Origin of the sequence: Nonomuraea sp. KM88, assembly GCF_052245635.1 — a bacterium.
In the GTDB taxonomy this organism is placed as follows: Bacteria; Actinomycetota; Actinomycetes; order Streptosporangiales; family Streptosporangiaceae; genus Nonomuraea.
In genome coordinates, this window is sequence record NZ_JBQQCC010000017.1 from 24,942 (window position 1) to 45,688 (window position 20,747).

The 20,747-nt window shown below is 69.9% G+C and carries 18 protein-coding genes; 1 reads left to right on the forward strand and 17 read right to left on the reverse strand.

Annotation, left to right across the window (positions count from 1 at the left end; all coding sequences use genetic code 11):
• Nucleotides 1-20 precede the first annotated feature (20 nt).
• The 8 genes from ACTWPV_RS37835 to ACTWPV_RS37870 form a co-directional block, all read right to left on the reverse strand.
• A complete protein-coding gene (locus tag ACTWPV_RS37835) occupies nt 21-944 on the reverse strand; it encodes a serine hydrolase (RefSeq protein WP_443155473.1) in 924 nt (307 codons plus the stop codon).
• Between the two features lie 114 nt (nt 945-1,058).
• Complete coding sequence (locus ACTWPV_RS37840; protein WP_443155474.1) at nt 1,059-1,931, reverse strand: alpha/beta hydrolase; 873 nt, start codon at nt 1,929-1,931, stop codon at nt 1,059-1,061.
• A 14-nt stretch (nt 1,932-1,945) separates the two neighbouring features.
• Entirely contained in the window at nt 1,946-3,340 is a 1,395-nt protein-coding gene (locus ACTWPV_RS37845) for an NAD(P)/FAD-dependent oxidoreductase (protein WP_443155475.1), read from the reverse strand.
• Nucleotides 3,341-3,379: 39 nt separating this feature from the next.
• A complete protein-coding gene (locus ACTWPV_RS37850) occupies nt 3,380-4,174 on the reverse strand; it encodes an ABC transporter permease (protein WP_443155476.1) in 795 nt (264 codons plus the stop codon).
• Nucleotides 4,171-5,022 (reverse strand): ABC transporter permease, encoded by an 852-nt coding sequence (locus ACTWPV_RS37855; protein WP_347649970.1) that lies wholly within the window; start codon nt 5,020-5,022, stop codon nt 4,171-4,173. Before ACTWPV_RS37855 ends, ACTWPV_RS37850 begins: the two co-directional genes overlap by 4 nt.
• 52 nt (nt 5,023-5,074) lie before the next feature.
• The gene (locus ACTWPV_RS37860; RefSeq protein ID WP_347649909.1) at nt 5,075-6,280 is read right to left on the reverse strand and encodes a polyamine ABC transporter substrate-binding protein; all 1,206 of its coding nucleotides are present in this window, start codon (nt 6,278-6,280) and stop codon (nt 5,075-5,077) included.
• A gap of 9 nt (nt 6,281-6,289) precedes the next feature.
• Nucleotides 6,290-7,357 carry an ABC transporter ATP-binding protein gene (locus ACTWPV_RS37865; protein ID WP_443155477.1) on the reverse strand — a complete coding sequence of 356 codons (1,068 nt, stop codon included), beginning with the start codon at nt 7,355-7,357 and terminating at the stop codon, nt 6,290-6,292.
• A 21-nt stretch (nt 7,358-7,378) separates the two neighbouring features.
• Nucleotides 7,379-8,812 (reverse strand): gamma-aminobutyraldehyde dehydrogenase, encoded by a 1,434-nt coding sequence (locus tag ACTWPV_RS37870; RefSeq protein WP_443155478.1) that lies wholly within the window; start codon nt 8,810-8,812, stop codon nt 7,379-7,381.
• A gap of 270 nt (nt 8,813-9,082) precedes the next feature.
• Here ACTWPV_RS37870 and ACTWPV_RS37875 point away from each other — a divergent pair, with 270 nt between their 5' ends.
• On the forward strand, nt 9,083-9,574 hold the full coding sequence (locus tag ACTWPV_RS37875; RefSeq protein WP_132597601.1) for an Lrp/AsnC family transcriptional regulator: 492 nt from the start codon (nt 9,083-9,085) through the stop codon (nt 9,572-9,574).
• Nucleotides 9,575-9,602: 28 nt separating this feature from the next.
• Here the strand turns inward: ACTWPV_RS37875 and ACTWPV_RS37880 are convergent, their stop codons facing one another.
• The 9 genes from ACTWPV_RS37880 to ACTWPV_RS37920 are packed head-to-tail and all read right to left on the reverse strand — an operon-like array spanning nt 9,603 to nt 20,649.
• Nucleotides 9,603-10,493, reverse strand: a complete 891-nt coding sequence (locus ACTWPV_RS37880; protein WP_443155479.1) for a hypothetical protein — start codon at nt 10,491-10,493, stop codon at nt 9,603-9,605.
• 31 nt (nt 10,494-10,524) lie between these two features.
• Nucleotides 10,525-13,266 carry a glycoside hydrolase family 38 N-terminal domain-containing protein gene (locus ACTWPV_RS37885; protein WP_443155480.1) on the reverse strand — a complete coding sequence of 914 codons (2,742 nt, stop codon included), beginning with the start codon at nt 13,264-13,266 and terminating at the stop codon, nt 10,525-10,527.
• Nucleotides 13,263-14,360, reverse strand: a complete 1,098-nt coding sequence (locus ACTWPV_RS37890; RefSeq protein WP_443155481.1) for a Gfo/Idh/MocA family protein — start codon at nt 14,358-14,360, stop codon at nt 13,263-13,265. Before ACTWPV_RS37890 ends, ACTWPV_RS37885 begins: the two co-directional genes overlap by 4 nt.
• Before the next feature lie 5 nt (nt 14,361-14,365).
• Nucleotides 14,366-15,265, reverse strand: a complete 900-nt coding sequence (locus ACTWPV_RS37895; RefSeq protein ID WP_443155482.1) for a TIM barrel protein — start codon at nt 15,263-15,265, stop codon at nt 14,366-14,368.
• 25 nt (nt 15,266-15,290) lie between these two features.
• Complete coding sequence (locus tag ACTWPV_RS37900; RefSeq protein ID WP_347649917.1) at nt 15,291-16,475, reverse strand: CehA/McbA family metallohydrolase; 1,185 nt, start codon at nt 16,473-16,475, stop codon at nt 15,291-15,293.
• Complete coding sequence (locus ACTWPV_RS37905; RefSeq protein ID WP_347649918.1) at nt 16,472-17,536, reverse strand: ABC transporter ATP-binding protein; 1,065 nt, start codon at nt 17,534-17,536, stop codon at nt 16,472-16,474. The genes ACTWPV_RS37900 and ACTWPV_RS37905 overlap by 4 nt, the downstream gene beginning before the upstream one ends.
• Nucleotides 17,536-18,354 carry a carbohydrate ABC transporter permease gene (locus ACTWPV_RS37910; RefSeq protein WP_347649919.1) on the reverse strand — a complete coding sequence of 273 codons (819 nt, stop codon included), beginning with the start codon at nt 18,352-18,354 and terminating at the stop codon, nt 17,536-17,538. The genes ACTWPV_RS37905 and ACTWPV_RS37910 overlap by 1 nt, the downstream gene beginning before the upstream one ends.
• Nucleotides 18,351-19,283, reverse strand: coding sequence for a carbohydrate ABC transporter permease (locus ACTWPV_RS37915; protein WP_443155483.1), 933 nt, complete (start codon nt 19,281-19,283; stop codon nt 18,351-18,353). Before ACTWPV_RS37915 ends, ACTWPV_RS37910 begins: the two co-directional genes overlap by 4 nt.
• A complete protein-coding gene (locus ACTWPV_RS37920; protein ID WP_443155484.1) occupies nt 19,258-20,649 on the reverse strand; it encodes an extracellular solute-binding protein in 1,392 nt (463 codons plus the stop codon). Before ACTWPV_RS37920 ends, ACTWPV_RS37915 begins: the two co-directional genes overlap by 26 nt.
• Nucleotides 20,650-20,747: the final 98 nt, after the last annotated feature.

The window sequence follows — 20,747 nt, forward strand, 5'->3', positions numbered from 1 at the left end:
ACCGACGGGTGCCGCAAGGTTCAGGGGATGGGGTTGGTGGGGCAGGGGCGGGTGTAGGTCGGGGAGAGGCCGTCGAGGCGGGCGCCGATCGTACGGGCCACCCGCTCTATGGTCTGGACGCCCGCGCCGTGGCCGGGTTGCTGGTCGGTCTGGACCGACAGCAGCAGGTCGCGGCCTGGGCCCTGGATGCGGCCGTAGCTGGTGACGGCCCACGTGTTGTGGATGAACGGGCGCGGGGTCCAGCCGTTCTTCAGGGCCACCCGGTCGCCGGGCCGGGCCGCGGCGCTGACGCCCCACGCCTGCTCCTTGCGTACCCGGCCCATCAGCCCCAGCAGCAGCCGGCGATCGGCGGCGCGCAGCCCTTTGCCGCCGCCGATCAGGACGTCCAGCAGGCGGATGCGGTCGGCGGGGCTGGTGGTGGTGCCGCCCCAGTAGATGCCGGGCCCCGGTGTGGTCTCTCTCATCCCCATCCGCCGGTAGAAGGTGCTCATGGCGCCGCCCCCGCCCACCCGCGACCAGAGCGCGTCCGCCGCCTTGTTGTCGCTCTCCGTGATCATGCGTTCCGCCAGGTCGCGGTCTCCTTCGCTGAGACCGTTCGCGTGGCGGCGCTGGAGCAGCGCGGCGACGATGTCCACCTTGGCGCCGCTGGCGGTGATGAGGTCGTGCCGGTGCTCGCCCTGGCCCAGGGTGATCCCGCTGACCAGGTCGAGGGCGCCGTACACGATGCGGCCTGGGCGGGTGCGCAGGTAGCGGGAGAGGTCGTGCTCGAGGCGCTGGCGGGCCACGCGCGCGGCCCGTTTATCAGGAAATTTCATGACGCATCGCGCCACCTTGACCGGCGCCTTGGCGGAGGCCCGCACCGCGACGGGCACGGTCGGCGCCCGCTCGGCGCCGCAGGCCGCCACGAGCACCAGGCCCACCCAGGCCGCCCACTTTGTACGCATGCGCAACCCCCGTCGAGTCTGCAGGGGTTACGGGATTAATGCCCGATTCGGCGGCTTCATCCCTCACATGCGGTACTTTCCTGGACAGGCCTTCAGCACCTCCTCGCCGAGCGGTCAGAGATGCCTCTCCAGGAAGGCGGCCGTCGCGTCCACGGCCCTGGTGACGTACGGCTCCTGGTCATAGAGGTCGGTGTGCTGCTTGGCGTCCACCCAGACGAGCTCCTTCGGCTCGTCGAGCCGTTTGTACGCCTCCTCGGCGCCCTCCGGCGAGCAGAACCGGTCGACGACCCCGTGCACGATGAGCGCCGGTTTCGGGGACAGGAAGTCGGCCCCCATCATGTTGTCCATCGTGATCAGCTCGCGCACGCTCGCCCTGGTCACCTCGTTCGCCCAGTGGGGCGAGGCGCCGCGCTCGGAGCCGTAGTAGGCGTACGGCTCGTCGCCCGGCATCGCGGCCTCGGCTCTCTCGGCGACGACGGGCACGTACGCGACGGGCCCGCCCTGGTCCTGCCGCTCCAGCACCTCCGTGAGCGAGCCGAGCACGGCCGGATAGTCCATGTCCGTCCGCAGGGCGTAGGGGTTGCTGTACGCCCCGGCGATGCCGACAAAAGTCCGCACCCGGGGATCGAAAGCAGCAAATTTCAGGGCATATCCGCCGCCCAGGCAGATCCCCACCACCCCGACCCGCTCCGGATCCACCTCCGGCCGCGACCGCAGCATCGACACCGCCGCCCGCAGGTCGTGCAGCTTGCCCTGCGGATCCTCGTGCCGGCGCGGCTCCCCGCCGGACTCGCCCCAGTTGCGGTGGTCGAAGGACAGCGTCACGTAGCCCCGCTCCGCCAGCCGGGCCGCGTACAGGCCGGTGACCTGGTCGCGCACCCCGGTGAACGGACCCGTGAACACCAGCCCGGGACGCGGCCCCCCGCCCTCCGGCACCCGCAGGTCACCGACCAGGGTGAGGCCGTCCACGACGAATTCTGCTCTCATACGCCAAGTCTGCGCTATGAGTCGAACCCCAGCCCCATCCGGTCGAGCGCCCGCAACCACAGGTTGCGCCTGCCCTCGTGCTGGTCGGCCCGCGCGATCGACCACCGGGTGAACTGGATCACCCCCGACCGCACCGGCTCGGGCGGGAACGGGATCGGCTTCTCCTTCACCATCCGCAGCTCGGTGCGCTCGGTGCGCTCGCCCGACAGCAGGTCGAGCATGACGTTCGCGCCGAACCTGGTGGCGCCGACCCCCATGCCGGTGAAACCGGCCGCGTAGACCAGCCGGCCTCCGTGGGCCTGCCCGTAGAAGGCGCTGAACCGGCTGCACGTGTCGATCACGCCGCCCCACCGGTGGCTGAACCGCACGTTCGCGAGCTGCGGGAACGTGGCGTAGAAGTGTTCGGCGAGCTTGATGAACGTCGCGTCGCGCTGGTCGTACTCGTGCTTGACCAGGCCGCCGTTGTAGTAGACGGCGTCGTAGCCGCCCCACAGGACGCGGTTGTCGTCGGTCAGCCGGTAGTAGTGGAACTGGTTGCCCGAGTCGCCGACGCCCTGCCGGTTGCTCCAGCCCACCTCGGCCAGCTGCGCCGCCGTCAGCGGCTCGGTCATCAGCACGTAGTCGTAGACCGGCACCACGAAGTGCCGCAACCGCCGCAGCAGCGGCGGGAACACGCCGGTGCCCAGGGCCACGTGGCGCGCGGCGGCCGTGCCGTACGGCGTGCGCAGGGTGATCGTGGTGCCGTCGTCGTGCAGCGAGCGCACCGGGCTGCGCTCGTGGACGCGTACGCCGAGCCGCAGGCACGCGTCACGCAGCCCCCACGCCAGCCGCGCGGGGTCGACCATGGCGCAGCCGCTGCGCTCCCACAGCCCGCCCAGGTAGGTCGGCGAGTCGAGCTCGGCCCGCACCTGATCCCGGTCGAGCGGCACGTAGTCGAGGCCCAGCTCGTCGATCAGGTCGAGGTGCTCGTTCAGCCCGTCGAGCTGCCACGGCTCGGTGGCCACGTGCAGCTCGCCGGTGCGCTCGAATGAGCAGTCGATGCGGTAGCGCCACAGCGTGCGCTCGATCTCGTCGAGGTTGGCCACGCCCATGCGCTCCAGGCGGTCGATCTCCTCCGGCCACCGTTCGAGCCCGTTGGCCAGGCCGTGGGTGAGCGTGGCCATGCAGAACCCGCCGTTGCGGCCGGTGGCCGCCCAGCCGATCCTGCGCCCTTCGAGCAGGACGACGTCCAGCGACGGGTTGCGCTCTTTGGCCATCAGGGCCGTCCACAGGCCGGAGAAGCCGCCGCCGACGACGACCAGGTCGGCGCTGGTGCGGCCGGAAAGCAGCGGGGCCGGCTCTGGCCGGGCCGGGCTGTCCAGCCAGTACGGCGCGCGCTCCGCGTCAGCCAGCGCCTTCAGCGGATCCACACTCCCACATCCCTACGATCGAGCCGTGTGGTCGAAGGCTCAGGCGCGCCGCCTGGCCACCACGGCGTTGGCGACGGCGATCAGCACCCCGACGCCGAAGATCAGCGTACCCATGACGTTGACCTGTGGCGGGATGCCGGTCTTCACCGCGCCGACGATCCACAGCGGGAAGGTGACGGTCGAGCCGTTGACGAAGCTGGTCACCACGTAGTCGTCGATCGACAGCGCGAACGACAACATCGCGCCCGCCGTCACCGCGGGCATGATCGACGGCAACGTCACCTGCCGGAACGTCCCCCAGGCCGTGGCGCCGAGGTCTCTGGCGGCCTCCTCCAGCGACGGGTCGAGCGTGACGATCCGCGCCCGCACGGTCACCACCACGAAGGACAGCGAGAACAGCACGTGCGAGACGATGATCGTGTTCGCGTCGCGCGGCACGTTGCCCGAGACGAACAACGACAGCAGCGACGCCCCCATGACCAGCTCGGGCGTGGAGATGGCGGCGAAGACCAGGAAGTTCGTGACGCCCTTGCCGCGGAAGCGGTGGCGGCCGAGCGCGAGCCCGAGCATGGTGCCGAGCACGACGGTGATGAAGGTGCTGACCAGGGCGATGACCAGCGAGTTGCGCAGCGCCACGGTCAGGTCGGAGATCTCGAACAGTTCGGCGTACCACCTGAGGGTGAAGCCCTGCCAGCTGGTGTTGGACTTGCTCTGCTTGTCGTTGAACCCGAACAGGATCATCACGGCGATCGGCGCCGACAGCCACACGATGACGAGCCACGTGTACGCGTGCAGCAGCCGGTCCCCCAGCCTGCCCCGCTCGCCGGTCCTCATCGGGCCGCCGCCTCGAGCACGTTCTCCGTGCCGAGCGCCCTGGCGTAGGCGAAGATCCCCACCAGCAGGACCGCCATCAGCGTGAACGACAGCGCGGCGGCCGTCGGGTAGTCGAGGTTCACCAGATATTCGGTCTGGATGTTGTTGCCGATCATGGTGTTGCCCGTGCCGCCCAGGATCTGCGCGTTGATCGGGTCGGCCGTGGCCGGCACGAACGTCATGAGCACCCCGGCGAACACCCCGGGCAGGGACAGCGGCAGCACGACCCGGCGGAAGGCCCCCGCCCGCGTCGCGTACAGGTCCTGGGCCGCCTCCACCACCCGCGGGTCCACCCGCTCCAGCGCCACGTAGATGGGCAGGATCATGAACGGCAGGAAGTTGTACGTCAGCCCGCCCACCACGGCCAGCGTCGTCGCGAGCACGTGGAAGCTCTCGGGCAGCAGCCCCCAGCCCTTCAGCGTGCCGAAGAGGATGCCGTTGTCGGCCAGCAGGAAGTTCCACGAGATCGTCCGCAGGACGAACGACACGAAGAACGGCAGCAGCAGCAGGAAGAGGTACACGGACTTGCGGTTGCCGCCCCTGAAGGCGATCCAGTAGGCCACCGGGTAGCCGATCAGCAGCATGGCCACGGTCGCGAGCCCGCCGTACACCAGCGAGCGGAGCAGCTGGGTGCTGTACCTGCCGAGCGCCTCCCCGTAGGTGGAGACGTTGAAGGTCATGGCGTAGCCGTCGTAGGCGTTGCCGGTCTGCAGCGAGACCGACGCCATCGCGACCATGGGCACGACCAGGAAGATGGCCAGCCACATCCAGCTCGGCAGCGCGAGGAGGTAGGGGGTGAGCCGCCGCATCGTCACGCTCTCCCGGGTCCGGCGGCTTGCGGCAGGTGACGGGTCATTGTGCCTACGCCTGGGTGATCGACTGGAAGATCGGGTTGAACACCTGCTCCTGCTGGGTGGTCAGCGTGGTGTACGTGCGCAGCTTGGCGTAGTCGGCTTCGCTCGGGAACATGAGCGGGCTGTCGACCATGTCGTCGAGCGCCTTCTTGTCCTTGCCCTCGGCCGTCCTGGCCCGCTCTCTGAGCAGGTCCTGGACGGCCGGGACGGGCGTGACGAACTGGATGAACTCATCGAGCTCGGCGGCCACGGCGGGCTGGTAGAGGTAGTCCATCAGCATGAGCGCGTCGAGGGGGTTGGCCGCGCCCTTGGGGATGAGCATGTTGTCGGTCCAGATCGTGCCGCCCTCCTCGGGCACCACGAAGGCGACGGGCTCGCCGGCGAGCTGGCGCTGGAAGACGTCGCCCGACCAGGCCATGGTCACCCAGACATCGCCCTTCGCCACGGCATCGATATACCCTTGATCATAATATTTCCGCACAAGTCCGGCATCGCGCTGTGCCTTGAGCTTCTCCCCGGCCTTCTTCCAGTCCGCCTCCGTCGACTTCTCCGGGTCGACGCCCACCGCGAACATGCCGAAGTTGCCGATCTCCTGGGCGTCGTTCATCATCCCGACCCGCCCCTTGTACCGGGGATCGAACAACGCCTCGATGCTGGTGATCTCCTCTTTGACATGGTCGGTGTTGTACGCGATCCCGGTCACGCCCGACGCGTACGGGATCGTGAACTTGTTGCCCGGGTCGTAGGAGCGCTCCTTGAACTTCTGGCCCGCGTTCGCCTGGAAGTTCGGCAACCGTGCGTGGTCGAGCGGAACCGCGTAGCCGAGCTGGAGCATGTGCTGGAGCTGGATGCCGTTGGTCATGACGACGATGTCGTAGCCCAGCGACTGGCCGGCGCGGAGCACGGGGTCGGCCTTGCCGAAGAAGTCGGCGTTCTCCTGGATGACCTCCTTGTACTCGTACGCGATGCCGGTGTCCTTCTTGAACCGCTCGAGCGGACCCTTGTCACCCGGCATGTACTCCGGCCAGTTGGCGAAGACCACCTTGCCGTTCTTGGTCTGCTTCGCCCAGAAATCCTGGACGGCGTCCGCCTTGGGCGGCGCGACCTTCTGCCCCTGCACGCCGCAGGCGGCGAGGGCGAGCCCGGCGGCCGAATAACCGGCGAGCCGGAAGACGTCACGTCTGGTGCGGGATGAGCGCAGTGGGGGGTGCATGAGACGCTGTCAACTTCCAATCACGTACGAGTGCTGCGCCCGCCACGACAGCCAGACGGAGTCTCCCCGCTCCGCCGTCGCCACCGCGTCATGCGCGTTCTGCTGGAAGACGGTGATGTCGGTCCCGTCCGCGAGGCTCACGGAATAGCTGGTGTAGGTGCCCAGGTAGACGACCTCGGCGACGGTCCCGCGCACCCCGCTCACCTCCGGCCCCGGGTCCTCCGCCACGATGGTGATCTTCTCGGGGCGTACGGTCACCGTCACCTCGCCGTCGTGACCGGGCACCAGCACCCGGCCGCCGCCGACCTTCACCTCGCCGCCGGTCGCGGTGCCCGCGAGCAGGTTGGAGGTGCCGATGAAGCCCGCGACGAACGCGGTCGCGGGTCGCTCGTAGATCTCGCGCGGCCTGGCGAGCTGCTCGACCAGGCCGTCGTTCATGACGGCGATGCGGTCGCTCATGGTCAGCGCCTCGTTCTGGTCGTGCGTCACGTACACGAACGTGATGCCGACCTCGCGCTGGATGCGCTTGAGCTCGATCTGCATGGCCTGGCGTAATTTGAGGTCGAGCGCGCCGAGCGGCTCGTCGAGCAGCAGCGCCCGTGGCCGGTTGACCAGGGCCCTGGCCAGCGCCACGCGCTGCTGCTGGCCACCGGACATCTCGCGCGGCCGGCGTTTCTCCCTGCCGGCCAGGTCGACGATCTCCAGCATCTCGCCGACCCGCCGCCTGATCTCCTCCTGCGGCTTCCGGCGCTGTTTCAGGCCGAACGCCACGTTGTCCCAGACGTTCATGTGCGGGAAGAGCGCGTAGGACTGGAAGACCATGTTGACGTCGCGCTTGTTCGGCGGGACGTCCGTGACGTCCTTGCCGTGCAGCTTCACCATGCCTTTCGTGGGCGCCTCGAACCCGGCGATCATCCTCATGGTCGTGGTCTTGCCGCAGCCGGACGGGCCGAGGAGGGAGAAGAACTCCCCCTCGGCGACGTCCAGCGTCACGCCTTTGACCGCCTGGACGACCTCGCCATGCGAGAGGTACTCCTTGACGACGTCCTCCAGCTCGATTGCCGATAGCCCGGTCATGTCCAGGTTTCGCCCCTGCCGCTATTCGCCGATGTAGTGCATGACGTGCTTGACCCTGGTGTAGTCGTGCAGGCCGAACACCGACAGATCCTTGCCGTATCCGGAATGCTTGAAGCCGCCGTGCGGCATCTCCGAGATGAACGGGATGTGCGTGTTCACCCAGACCGTGCCGAAGTCCAGCCGGTTGGACATCCGCATGGCACGGCCGTGATCGGAGGTCCAGACCGAGCCGCTCAGGCCATATCTGACGTCGTTGGCCTTGGCCAGCGCGTCGGCCTCGTCCGTGAACGTCTGCACGGTGATCACCGGGCCGAAGACCTCGTTCTGCACGATCTCGTCGTCCTGCCTGAGCCCGTCGACGACCGTGGGGGCGAAGAAGTAGCCCTTGTCGCCGACACGCTTGCCGCCGGTGAGGATCGTGGCGTGCGCGGGGAGCCTGTCGATGAAGCCCTGCACCCTGGCCAGCTGGTTCTCGTTGTTGAGCGGCCCGTACAGCGCGTCCTCGGTGTCCAGGCCGCCGGTCACGGTGCCGGCGGCGGCCTCGCTCAGCGCGGCCACGAACGCGTCGTGCACGCTCTCCTGCACCAGCACCCGGCAGGCGGCGGTGCAGTCCTGGCCGGCGTTGTAGAGGCCGGCCTCGGCGATGCCGGCGGCGGCCGCACGCAGGTCCTTCACGTCCTCGAAGACCACGACCGGCGCCTTGCCGCCGAGCTCCAGGTGCACCCGCTTGAGGTCGTCGGCGGCGCTCCTGGCCACCGACATGCCCGCGCCGACCGAGCCGGTGATGGCCACCATCGAGGCGGCCGGATGGCTCACCACGAGGGCGCCCGTCTCGCGGTCGCCGGTGACGACGTTGAAGACGCCGGCGGGCAGCACCGAGCCGAGGATCTCGGCGAGCTTGAGCGTGGCGACCGGGGTGGTGTCGGACGGCTTGAGCACGACCGTGTTGCCGGCCGCGAGCGCGGGGGCGATCTTCCAGACCGCCATCATCACCGGATAGTTCCACGGCGTGACCTGCCCGACCACGCCGATCGGCTCGTGCCTGATGACGCTGGTGTGCTCGGCGAGGAACTCACCGGCCGTCGGACCCTCCAGCGTGCGGGCCGCGCCCGCGAAGAACCGGAAGTGGTCGGCGGCGACCGGGGTCTCGTCCTCGGCCATGCGGGCACGTGGCTTGCCGGTGTCGCGGCACTCGGCCTCGTTGATCTCGTCGGCCCGCGCCTCGATCGCGTCGGCCACCTTCAGCAGCAGGTTGGCCCGGTCACCCGGGGTGGTCCTGCCCCACGACTCGAACGCGGCGGCCGCGGCGGCGAACGCCGCGTCGACGTCGTCCTGCCCGGAGACCGGGGCCTGAACGTAGGCCTCGCCCGTGCACGGGTCGATGATGTCGGAGAACCGGCCGCTCTTGGCGTCCACGAGCTCGCCGTTGACATAGTTCTGCAGACGGGTCGTCATGCGCCCTCCTTCGTCGGTCGCCAGACCCAGGTGCTCTGTCTATGGATGACCTCGGCAGGCTCGGTCATGAATGACCTCCTCGTGAGGCGGCTGAGATGCCCGCGACTCTTACAGAGCGGTCGCAGCGAAACAAGGGATTTCGTGGTGAATATATCAAATTGCTACGAATTCGCTTGACAGTCGCCCGGGAACTGACAGCATGTCGCACCAGGACGGCATCCCAGCGGGAACGCCCCCGCCATGCCGGACCGCTAGGAGGAACCACATCCGATGACCACGCCGCCGCGCGTACGCCGCTCCGCTTCCCGCTCAGGGCCCGTGGTGCTCGACGACCTGTCCAAGCAGATCATCGAGCAGTTGCAGGCCGACGGGCGCATGCCGTACGCGGCGATCGGGAAGGCGGTCGGGCTCTCCGAGGCGGCGGTGCGCCAGCGCGTCCAGCGGCTGCAGGACGCCGGCGTCATGCAGATCGTCGCCGTCACCGACCCTCTCACCCTGGGCTTCCCGCGCCAGGCCATGATCGGCGTCACCTGCGAGGGCGACCTCGAGTCGGTGGCCGACGAACTGGCGGCGATCGAGGAGATCGACTACGTGGTGCTCACGGCCGGTTCGTTCGACGTGATCGTGGAGGTGGTGTGCGAGGGGGACGGGCACCTGCTGGAGATCCTCAGCAAGATCCGCGCCATCCCCGCCGTCCGCGCCACCGAGTCGTTCGTCTACCTGAAACTCCGCAAGCAGACCTACTCCTGGGGCACCCGCTGACCGACCTGGCGGCGGGCTCCCGCGGGGCTCACCCGAAGACCTGCTCCGCACAGTCGGCCGTGAGCGCCCGCTGGAACCACTCCTCCAGCACCGCCGTGTCCATGCACGACGTGATCCGCGCCCGCACCTCCTCAGACACCTCGATGCCCCGCGCCTCCAGCAGCATCTGCAGCATCTTCGCCCCCTCTTCCGCCTTGCCTTTGGCCTCACCTTTGGCCTCACCTTTGGCCTCGCCCTCGGCGAGGAGGCTCTCGGCGAAATCCCCCTGGTACGAATGTGTCTGCATAGCCATAAGGTTCCCCCATTCCTTCTGGGCGACGCCAGTCAGAGAGACGTAGATGTACTGACCGTATCGCCCGGCCAGCTTCTGATCGATTTTGCCGAGGGCCGCGTCCAACGTGCTCAGGACTTCTTTGATCAACGGGTCCTGGGACTTGGTGACGGCGGAGATGACGGCCAGACCGATGTTGCCCAGCGCCTCGGCCACGTCGGTGATGAGCGGGGTGTTGTCGGGCCCGATCACCAGTGGATTGAGCACGAGTCCCGGATGGCCGGTCTCTATGGGCTTGGCCGCCCAGCGTGCTATCCGGCGGTCGGGGCAGATGACGGTCAGGACGACCTGGCACTTCTCGCGCGCCCGGAAGTTGGCGATGTATTCCAGCCACGAATAGTGCTTGTCGTCGTCCTGGCCGCGCTGCGTCTCGATGATGACGCCGAGCTTGTCGCCATCCTCGCCGTAGAGGAGGGCGCCGTCGGCGCGGCAGACCGCAGGAACGGCTTCGGACAGGTCGGGCGAGGCCAGCCTGGCCTCGCCCGTATCGGGTATCCGCAGATCGAACAGCGCGCGCAGCCCTTGCGCGATGTGCCCGAGATCGAGGGTGGCGAGCTTGGTCAGCCCTTCGTGTTGGGAAGTGATCACGGGCATGACATTACTATATGTGTTCTAAGAATTACCCAGAGTTGGCGAGCTGGATCGTGGCGATCTCCCAGGCTTTCAGCGAAAGGCGGAGGGTGCCGTCCGTGACCGGCAGGTCCTCGCCGGGGCGACCGCGCAGATCCGCGTGCCTGGCCCGGGTGAACGAGCCCTCGACGACCGCCTCCGTGTCGCCGGGGGTGAGGGCGACCACCCGGAGTTCGTGCCAGCCGTCGCGGTCGCGCAGCGAGGTCATGGTCACGCCGTTCCCGGTCACCGACAGGCCCGCCGCCGGAGCGGGCAGGGAGAGGTGCTGCACGCCCTGCCCGGGCACCACCAGCAGGTCGTGGCGGAAGGCCTCCGCGTGGGGCACGACCTCTTCCCACGACTCGCGGTACGGCATCAGCGCCAGGCTCACCCTGCGCACCCCGCGCGACTGCGCGGCCGGGGTCGGAAGCTGAGGGCCCGCCGGTTCGGGGCGCAGCGGGTTGCGGTTGCGGGACAGGTAGCCGACCGAGCGAAGCAGCGTGAGGGCCAGCTCGGCGCCGTCCACCACTTCGTACTCCGTCACGTGCTCCAGCAGCGCCGCCACGCCCCCTGCCGCCACCCAGGAGGAGGCGGGGAATGTGGGCAGCGGGGTCTCGCCGCAGCCCCCTTCCGGGGTCAGCCCGCGGGTGGTCACCGCGAACTGCCCCTCGGCGTACGACTGCGTGGCCCGGTCGGGCAGCGGCACGTGCAGGCGCACCCGGTGGTCGGCGCAGCGGTTGTCGAACTCGACGTCGAGCCGGACGAAGGGCTCGCCCGCGCGCAGTTCGACGCGGGTGGTGACGACGACGTCCTCGGCAGCGGGCGTCCGCGCGATGGCGGGGAGCTCCGGGGCGCCGTCGATGGCGCCGCCGGCGGACGGCCACCGGTACGTGCGGCGCACGTCCACCATGGCCACCAGCGGGCCTGAGGCGATCAGCTCGCTCTCGACCGACACCGCCTCGTCCACGATCAGGTCGGCCGGCGGGGGCGCGTAGTTGTAGGTGTCGCCGACGTCCCCGCCGTCCACGATGCGGCCGGCGCCCGTGACCGTCGTGCCGTCCTGGCCCACAAGCGTGAGCGTGCCGTCGCGGGCGATCGTGACGCGCAGCAGGCCGTTGTCCAGCACCTCCTCGTCGCCGCGCACCGGCAGGGTGGCCGAGTCGGAGCTGAGCCAGCAGGACGGGTCGTGCTCGGTGGGCAGGCCGCTCGCCCCCGCGGGCGGGCCGAACACCTGCTCGTGCGGCGCGGGCCGGACACTCGTGTGGCCCAGCGGCGGGACCTCGACCAGGGCGGCGACCGTACGCCGGGGCTCGGCGACGATGCGGACGCGCGTCACGCCGTCGAGCTCGCCGCGCAGGTCGTCGACGTCGAAGACCGCCTGCGTCTCGCGGGCCACCGTGAACGTCAGCGTGCCGTCCTCGACGGACCAGGACGTGATGTGCTGGCCGTACAGCTCGGTGCCGTGGACGAAGCTCAGCGCGGTGGCCGGGTCCATCTCGTCGTCCAGCAGCAGCGTGGCCGCGTGCTCCAGCGGCTGGACGGGCACGGCCGCGCCCGAGGGGTCCACCAGCGGGTGGTGGCCGGCCACGTCCACGAGGACCACGCCGCGCCTGGGGGCGGGCGTCGGGTTGGCGACGAGCACGCCGTCGGACGGCACCGCGCCGGCCAGCCGGGCGGTCACCATGTCGCGCACGGCCTGCCCGAGGTGCTCGGCCTCGGCGATGCGGGCGGCGACCTGCTGGGCGGTGTCGTCGACGCCGCATCCGGTCACGGAGTCGTGGCCGCTGGCGTCCACCAGCCGCCACCAGGCCATGTCGAGGAAGCGCCCGGGCCACTCCTCGCCCCAGAGCGTGGCCAGCGGCTCGGCGTAGCGCTCGACCATCCGCTCGGCGCGGCTCATGGCCTGCTTGACGTGGGCGCGGACGGAGATGACGCCGGGCAGGATGTTGGCGCGCGCGTGCGAGCGAAGCTCGCCGCGCACCTCGGGCAGGCCGTCCACCTCACCCGAACAGTCCCCGATGTATCCGGACAGGGTGTCCATGCGGGCGCCGATCGCCGCCACCATCTCCGGCAACCCTCGGACGGGCGCGGAGTGGTCGGTGCCGTACATCGCCAGCAGCGAGCCCTCGGGCCCGTGCCACTCGCGCATCGTTTTGGTGAACGCGTCCGCCCGTTCCTTCAGTCCCGCCGGGTCGTGGAACAGATGGGCGCCGTTGCCGTAGCCGCCGGCGGGCAGGTACTGCGTGCGCAGCGCCGTGCCGTCGGGCGCGACCCAGGCGAAGGCGTCGGTGGTCACCGAGGACGGCACCCCCCGGTAGACGCAGGCGTGCAGCAGCCCCGCCCGGCGCAGGATCTGCGGCATCTGCGCCGCGTGCCCGAACATGTCGGGCAGGTAGCCGACCGGCATGGCCCCGCCGAGCTTGTCGGCCCTGGCCATGCCGAGTTCGAGGTTGCGGACGATGTTCTCGCCCGAGCACAGGAACTCGTCGAGCAGGATCTGCCACGGCCCGACCGCCAGGCGCCCCGACTCGACCAGCGCGGCCACCCGGTCGCGGTTCTCCGGGCGGACCTCCAGGTAGTCGTCCACGCAGGCAAGCTGCCCGTCGAGGGTGAAGTGGTAGGCGGGCTCGCGCTCCATCGTGTCGAGCACCTCGTCGAGCAGCGCCACGAGGCGCAGCCTGAAGCGCTGGAACGGTTCGTACCACTCCCGGTCCCAGTGCGTGTGCGGTACGACCACGATCTCCGTGCTCACGCTGCCTCCCCTCCCATGGGCAGTCCATGTTGTACGGCGTAGCGGGCGGCGATCCGCTGGGCCGTCACGATGTCCTCGAGCGCGCCGCCCGCGTCGGTGAGCGGCGGCTCGCCATCGTTCACGAAAGCATGGAAGGCGGCCAGCTGTACTTCGAACGCCTCGGTCACCTCGCGCCGATGGGTGCGGCTCTCGCCGCCCTCGCCGCTCCCGTCGCCGGAGACGACGGTGAGCGTGGTGGGGGCGTTCATCAGGTAGGGCGCGGGGAAGACCAGCTCCAGCGAGCCCTTGTCGTGGTGGATGGCCACGGTCTCGCGGTAGGCGGGGTAGTCCTCCAGGTAGTGCCAGCGGATCTGGAACCGGCCGCGGACGGGCAGCGGGCCGGAGATCTCGATGGATCCGGGCGCGGGTCCCCACGTCTCGACGTGCGAGATTTCGGTGGGCGAACCGGTGAAGCGCCTCAAGAGCGACAAGTCGTGGCATATGGAGCCGAGCGCGACTCCGTACAGGTTCCGCACCGGCTCCGGCGCCGACTCCCCCAGCGCCCGCGAGACGAGATCGCTCTCGGCGGCCCGCAGCGAGGCGAGCAGCCCGGGGTCCACGTCACGGGCCTGCGTCAGGTTGGCGAAGGCGAGCTGCGACTCCCCGCTCGGGTGCAGCACGACCACCTCGACCGACCTGATCGCCTCCGGCCCGCCCAGCTCCGCCAGCAGCTTCTCGGCCCTGCGCACCGCCGGGTCGTACTGCTTCATGTAGCCGACCATCAGCCGCCCCTCGGGCAGCGCCGCCACCTCGGCCCTGGTCAGGGCGAGCGGCTTCTCGCACAGCACGGCGTAACCGGCGCTCAGCGCCTGCCGCACGGCCTCGCCGTGCGAGCCGGACGCCAGCATGACGACGGCGTCGAAGCCGCCGTCGGCCAGCATCTCTTTCAGCTCGGTGTACCGCCTGGCGGCACCCAGCCGGTCACCGACCGCGTCGGCCAGCGTCCGCGACAGGTCGCAGACGGCGCTCACCTCGAACAGGTCACGCCGCCTCGACAACAACGGCACATAGACCGCCTGGGTGACGGCTCCGCAGCCCACCAGGGCGATTCTCACCTGTGTCAAAGTCCCAGTTCCCTCAGTCGCTCGCGGTTGGCGGCCTGGTCGGCGATGTTCTGGGCGACCGTGCGGCGGCCCGGCAGGGTGTCCTGCTCGACGATGACCCAGCCCTCATAGTCGATCTCGTCGAGGGCCGCGATCACGCCGGCCAGGTCCAGCTCGCCCTCGCCGAGAGAGGAGAACCCGCCGCGGCCCATGAGCTCGCGCAGGTCGACGCCGTCGTCCAGGGCCTGGGCCAGGATCTTGGTGTCGCCGTCCTTGATGTGCACGTGGCCGACCCGCCCGGCCCACTCGCGCAGCTTCGTCACCGGGTCTCCCCCGCCCAGCAGCAGGTGGCCGGTGTCGAGGCAGAGCTCGACGTCGGTCAGCTCCAGCAGCCGCTCGACGTCGTCGGGGGTCTCGACGTACGTGCCGAGGTGAGGGTGGAAGGCGGGCTCGAACCCGCGCTCGCGGCACCGGCCGACCGCCTCCTGGACGCGGGCGGCGTATCCGGACCACTCGGAGGACGGCAGCCCTGGAACGCTCCCACCAGGGCGGGCGAACCTCTCGGGCGAGCCGGAGCAACCCAGCGTGGGCCGCGGCGCCAACTGCTCGGGGGCGGGCGGCGCGGCGGCGAACACGTCGAGCGTCCTCTCCAGCGCGGTCAGGCCCTTGCGGAACTCCTCGGCGTCGTTGTAGCGCAGGTCGGCCCAGCCGCCGGCGAGCAGCATGCCGTCGAGCCGTTCCGCCAGGTCGTGGCTGGTGCCCAGGTAACCCACCGGGCCCAGATCGATGCCCTCGTAACCGGCCTCGGACAACGCGCCGACCATCTCGCCGGCGTTCAGCGGCGGGGGCGCGTCGCTCAGCTCGAACACGCCGAAACTCACCGGCGCGTTGGCGACCTTCCGCACTCGCGTGCTCATGACCTCACTCCGTTCGTCGGCACGTTCACTCGCATAGCGCCATCACCTCGTTCTCGTACGTTTCCAGCCGGTGGCGGCCGCCGGACGCGGGCAGGAGCGTACGGTCCCCGCGGACGACCCGCCGCCGCCCGTCGGGGGCCACCAGCACCAGGCCGTCGGCGTCCAGCGCGAGCAACTCGTCGCCCAGCCTGAGCAGCAGCGGCCCGTCGGGACCGGCGGAGACGGCGGTGCGCCCCGCACGCACACCGTCGAGCACCGTGGTGGTGTCCTCGGCCAGCACCCACGTCGTCGGGGCGCCGGGCAGGCCGTCGGAACCGTGGCGGTGGAAGTCGCTGCCGCCGATCACGGTCAGGTCGTGGCGCCAGGCGTCGGCCCACGCCAGCGGCGCGCCCCAGCGGCGGTCCCACCAGCCGGAGTGCCACACTTCTGCGATGGCGGGCCGGCGCTCGATCGGCAGCAGCCAGGCGCAGTCGCCGCCGAGCGGATGGTTGACGGACATCAGCCCGCCCGCGCGCTCGGCGTGCTCGGCCCAGGAGTCCGCCGGCCGCCGGAAGTCCACCCAGCCGACGTCGCCGAACACGTTCGCGTGGCCCCGGTCCGTGGTGACCTCCTGGCCGGGAATGAGCGTGATCTCGCGGTCGATCTTGGCCAGCCAGGGGTGGTGGCTGACGGTGTTGTGGTCGGTGACGGCCAGGAAGTCGAGCCCTCTGCCGTGGGCGAGCTCGGCTAGCTCATGGATGCTGAGCCCGCCGTCGCTGTGCAGGGTGTGGGCGTGGAAGTCGCCCGCGAACCACCGCAGCCCGCCGGTGTCGGGGATGTCGCGCCGCGCCGGGCGCTCGCCGTGCGGCGGCTCCGCCACGACCGGCTCCGGTGGCGCGACGGTCGCGGTGGTGATCTCCAGCGTGTAGTCGAGGCCCTGCGGCGGGATGCGGTGCAGCCGCAGCCACACGTGCCACGTGCCCGGCTCGGGCTCGCCCGGCAGGTAGCCGGGGGTCGCCCAGTCCTCGCCGATCGTGTACGTGTCACGCGCGCCACCCGACCAGCCGCGGAACCCGGCGGGCGAGGCGCACCCGAGGTCGATGACGCCCTGCGACCTGTCGTACGCCAGCCGCACGGTCACGGCGGCCGCGCCCGCGCCCACCTCGAAGGGCACCTCGCGCAGGATCTGCTCCAGCCTGTCGTCCAGGCTCCAGCGGCCTTCGATGATCACACCAGCTCACCGTCCCGGTAGACGAGGGCCCGGTCGCGGCGGGGCAGCGCGTGGCCGTCGTCGCCGACGGCGGGCTCGCTGCCCTCGGGCACGACGGCCTGCACCAGGACGTCGTTGACGTCCAGGGTCACCAGGTGGGACGCGCCCAGGTTCTCCACGATGACCACCTTCCCGCTCAGCGCGCCCTCGGCGGGCCCGGCCGAGTAGGTCATGTACTCCGGCCGCACGCCGTAGACGATCTTCTCCCCGTCGGTCAGCCGCCCCTCGGCGGCGGCCGGGACCGCCACCTTGCAGCCCGCGACCTCCAGCGTGTCACCTCGTACGGCGCCATCCAGCAGGTTCATCGGCGTCGAGCCGATGAACCCCGCCACGAACGTGTTGGCCGGCCGCTGGAACACCTCGGCCGGGGTGCCGATCTGCCGGATGTGCCCGTTCTCCATGACGGCCATCCGGTCGGCCATGGCCAGCGCCTCGGCCTGGTCGTGGGTGACGAAGACGGTGGTGACGCCCAGCTCGCGCTGGAGCTTCTTGAGGAACGTCCGGGCTTCGAGCCGCAGGCGGGCGTCGAGGTTGGACAGCGGCTCGTCGAACAGGAACGCCTGCGCCTGCGTGGCCATCACCCTGGCCAGCGCGACCCGCTGCTGCTGGCCGCCCGACAGCTGCCCGGGGCGGCGGTCCATGAGGTGGTCGAGGCCGAGCCGCGCGCCGACCTCCTCCGCCTTCTGGCGGCGCGCGCCCTTGGCGACCTTCTTGATCCGCAGCGGGTAGGCGATGTTGTCCGTGACGTCCATGTGCGGGAACAGCGCGTAGTCCTGGAAGACCATCGCGACGTCGCGGCCGCCCGGCTGAACCCCGGTCACGTCGCGGTCGCCGATGACCACGGCGCCGCCGGTGGCCGTCTCCAGCCCGGCGATCGTGCGCAGCAGGGTCGTCTTGCCACAACCGGAGGGGCCGAGCAGGGCGAAGAACTCGCCGTCGGGGATGCCGAGGTCGAGCGAGTCGAGCGCTTTCACCCCGCCGGGATAGACCTTGGTCAGCCCGCGTAGTTCGATGGCGGCCATTAACGCTTGATCCCTCCGTGGAAGCGGAAGCCGTACTTCTTGCTGACGAACAGGTACATGAGCACCACGGGAATCGAGTAGAGCAGGCCGAACGTGGACAACATGCTGAGGTTGGCCTGGCCGCCCTCGGTGTACAGCGTGTACGTGATCACCGCGGCCGGCTGCTTCTCGACGTCGCTCAGCAGCAGGTACGGCATGAGGAAGTTTCCCCACACGTTGGCCAGGGCCCACACCCCGATCGTGGCCAGCCCGGGCCGCACCAGCGGGACGACGACGTGCCGGACGATCTGCAGCGGCGAGGCCCCGAAGACCCGCGCCGACTCCTCGTAGGACTTCGGCGTGGAGTCCATGAAGTCCTTCAGCATGAAGATCGCCGCGGGCAGCAGCCCGCCGGTCAGGATGAGGATCAGCCCGAACTGCGAGTCGATCAGGTTCAGCTCGACCGCGAGCTGGAACAGCGGCACCATGGCCGCCGTGCCCGTGATGATCGACGACAGCAGCAGCAGCGCGTAGAGCAGGGCGTCCCGGCCGGGCAGGCGCACCCGGCTCAGTGCGTACGCGGCCAGCGCCGCGAACAGCACGACCAGCACGGCGGTGCCGACCGACAACACGAGCGAGTTGTAGAGCGACGGCAGCGCGTACGGGTGCTCCACGACCGCCTGGAAGTTGTCCCAGGTGAAGTCGGGCACCTTGACCTCGTATGAGGGGTCGGAGGTGAACGGCGCGGTCACCAGCCACAACAGCGGGATCGTGAAGAAGGCCAGCAGCACCGCGATGAGCGTGCAGAAGCCGATCCGGCCCAGGACGAAGCGCGTCATTTCTTGCTCCGGAGCAGCCGCAGGTAGAAGACCGCGACGACCAGGTTGATCAGCAGGATGATCGTGGACACGGCGGCGCCGTAGCCCAGCTCGCCGCTCTGCAGCGCGACCTTGTACACGTGCACCGCCAGCACCTCGGACCTGCCGTCGGGGCCGCCCGCGGTGATGAGGAACGGGGAGAAGTCGTTGAACGTCCACAGGCTGATGAGCAGCAGGTTGGTCAGGATGTGGCCCCGGATGTGCGGGAAGACGACGTCCCTGAGCTGCTGCCAGCCGGTGGCTCCGGCCAGGCGGGCGCTCTCCAGGTGGGAGGGCGGCACGTTGCCGAGCGCGGCGCCGTACAACATCATCGAGAACGCGGTGCCGCGCCAGGTGTTGAAGACGATGATCGACAACATCGGGTGGTCGAGCAGCCACGCGAAGCCGGGGATGCCGAGCAGCGCGTTGAGCGTGCCGCCGTCGCGGTCGAGCAGCGCCACCCACAGGAACGACACGATGGCGCTCGGCAGGATCCAGGCCAGGATGACCAGGCCCTCGACCAGCCGCTTGAGCGGTCCGACGCGGTCGCGCAGCAGCCAGGCGATCGTGAAGCCGAGCACGACCTGGCCGATGACGGCCGAGCCGAGCACGAACTGCACGGTCAGCCAGGTCGAGTTCCAGAACGTGGGGTTGGAGACCGCGTCGAGGAGGTTGTCGAGCCCGACGAACTCCGGCTCGGCCGCGGCGGCGCCGGTCAGGCGGTAGTTGGTGAGCCCCAGGTAGAGCACCCAGAGCGCGGGGAACACGAGGAAGGCGGCGATGAGCAGCAGGGCGGGGGCGACGAACGCCCCTGCCCGCAGGCTGCCCAGGCCCGCCGCGTCAGAGCTGTAGCCGCGGCGGGTCCGCTCGTCTTCCTTGACGACCTCAGGAGGCGATGTTGCCTGCGCCACCGACGATTCCTTCAAGCTTCTTCTGGTAGTCGGCCGCCGCCTGGTCGGGCGGCGTGCCGCCGGCGACGGCCGCGGTCGCCTCCTGCAGCGCCACCGACACCTGCGGATAGACGGCGACGGGCGGCCGGTAGGCGGTCACGGGCAGCACCTTCTCCGAGATGAAGGTGAGCAGCGGCTCGCCGGCGAGGATCTCCTTGTTGACGTCGGTACGCGGGGTGACGCGTACGTTGCCGTCCTTGGTCTCCTCCTTCAGCGCCTCGGGCGAGAGGGTGAAGGTCAGCAGCTCGAAGGCCTCCTTCGGGTGCTCGCTGTTGGGGTTGACCGTGCGCAGGGCGCCGCCTGACATGCTGACGAAGTCCTGGCCGCGCAGGCCCTTGCCGGGCTCCATCGCGGGGATCATGGCGTAGCCGACGACCTGGTCGCGGTCGGCCATCTTCGCCACGCCGTCCTTGGGGTTGACGACGCCGCGCCAGAAGTAGTCGCCCTCCATCAGGATGCCGACCTTGCCCTCGGCGAACTGCTGGAACGACTTGTCGCGGCCCTTGGCCTCCTGCTGGAGCTTGGGGTCACCGAGGCCGCCGCCGTAGATCTTCTGGTAGAGGCCGAGCGCGTCCTTCAGCGCCTGGGAGGCGCCCGTCCACTTGCCGTCCTGCTGCACCTCGCCGCCCGCGCCGGCGAGCAGCGGCAGCACGCCCTGCATCGAGGTGGCCTCGCCCATGGCGGTGCCGGCGTTGATCTGGATCGGCACGGGCACGCCGGCGGACTTCAGCTTCGTGCCCGCGTCGATGATCTCCTGCCAGCTCTTCGGCTGCCAGTCGGCGGGGAGCCCGGCCTTCTGGAAGAGCGTCTTGTTGAAGTAGAGCACCCGGCCGTCGGTGCCGACCGGCAGGGCGTATTTCTTGCCGTTGAACTCGGCCATGCCCTGGACGGCCTCGGGGATCTGCGACCAGCCGTCCCAGCTGTCGGCCTCCGGCCCGACCAGCTCCGGCAGCGGTTTGATGTAGCCCGCCTCGGCGAACTCGCCGGCCCAGATGCCGTCGATGTCCATGACGTCCGCGCCCTTGCCTGACTTGAGGTCGAGGGAGAGCTTGGTCTTGTACTGTTCGTCGTCGACTCCGCTGGGGACGAACTTGACCGTGACGTCCTTTCCCTTCGCCTTCTGGGCGGCCTCGAACTTGGGGATCACCCAGTCCTCGATGAAGGTCGCTCCGGCGGCGTTCTTGCCGCCCTTGATGGCGTTCTGGGTGATCGTCAGCTCGATGGCCTCACCCTCGCCTCCGTCGGACGACTGGCCGCACGCGGCGAGCCCCAGCCCCGCCGCGGCGAGGACCGCGACCACTCCCAGCGACCGTTTCCGCTCTGCCATGCAAACCCTCCGACATGTCCTTAGGGGAGGAAGCCATGGGCCAATATGTCATGACATGCATATGACGTAAAGGCCCGCCCAATTCGCCGGGCCACGCT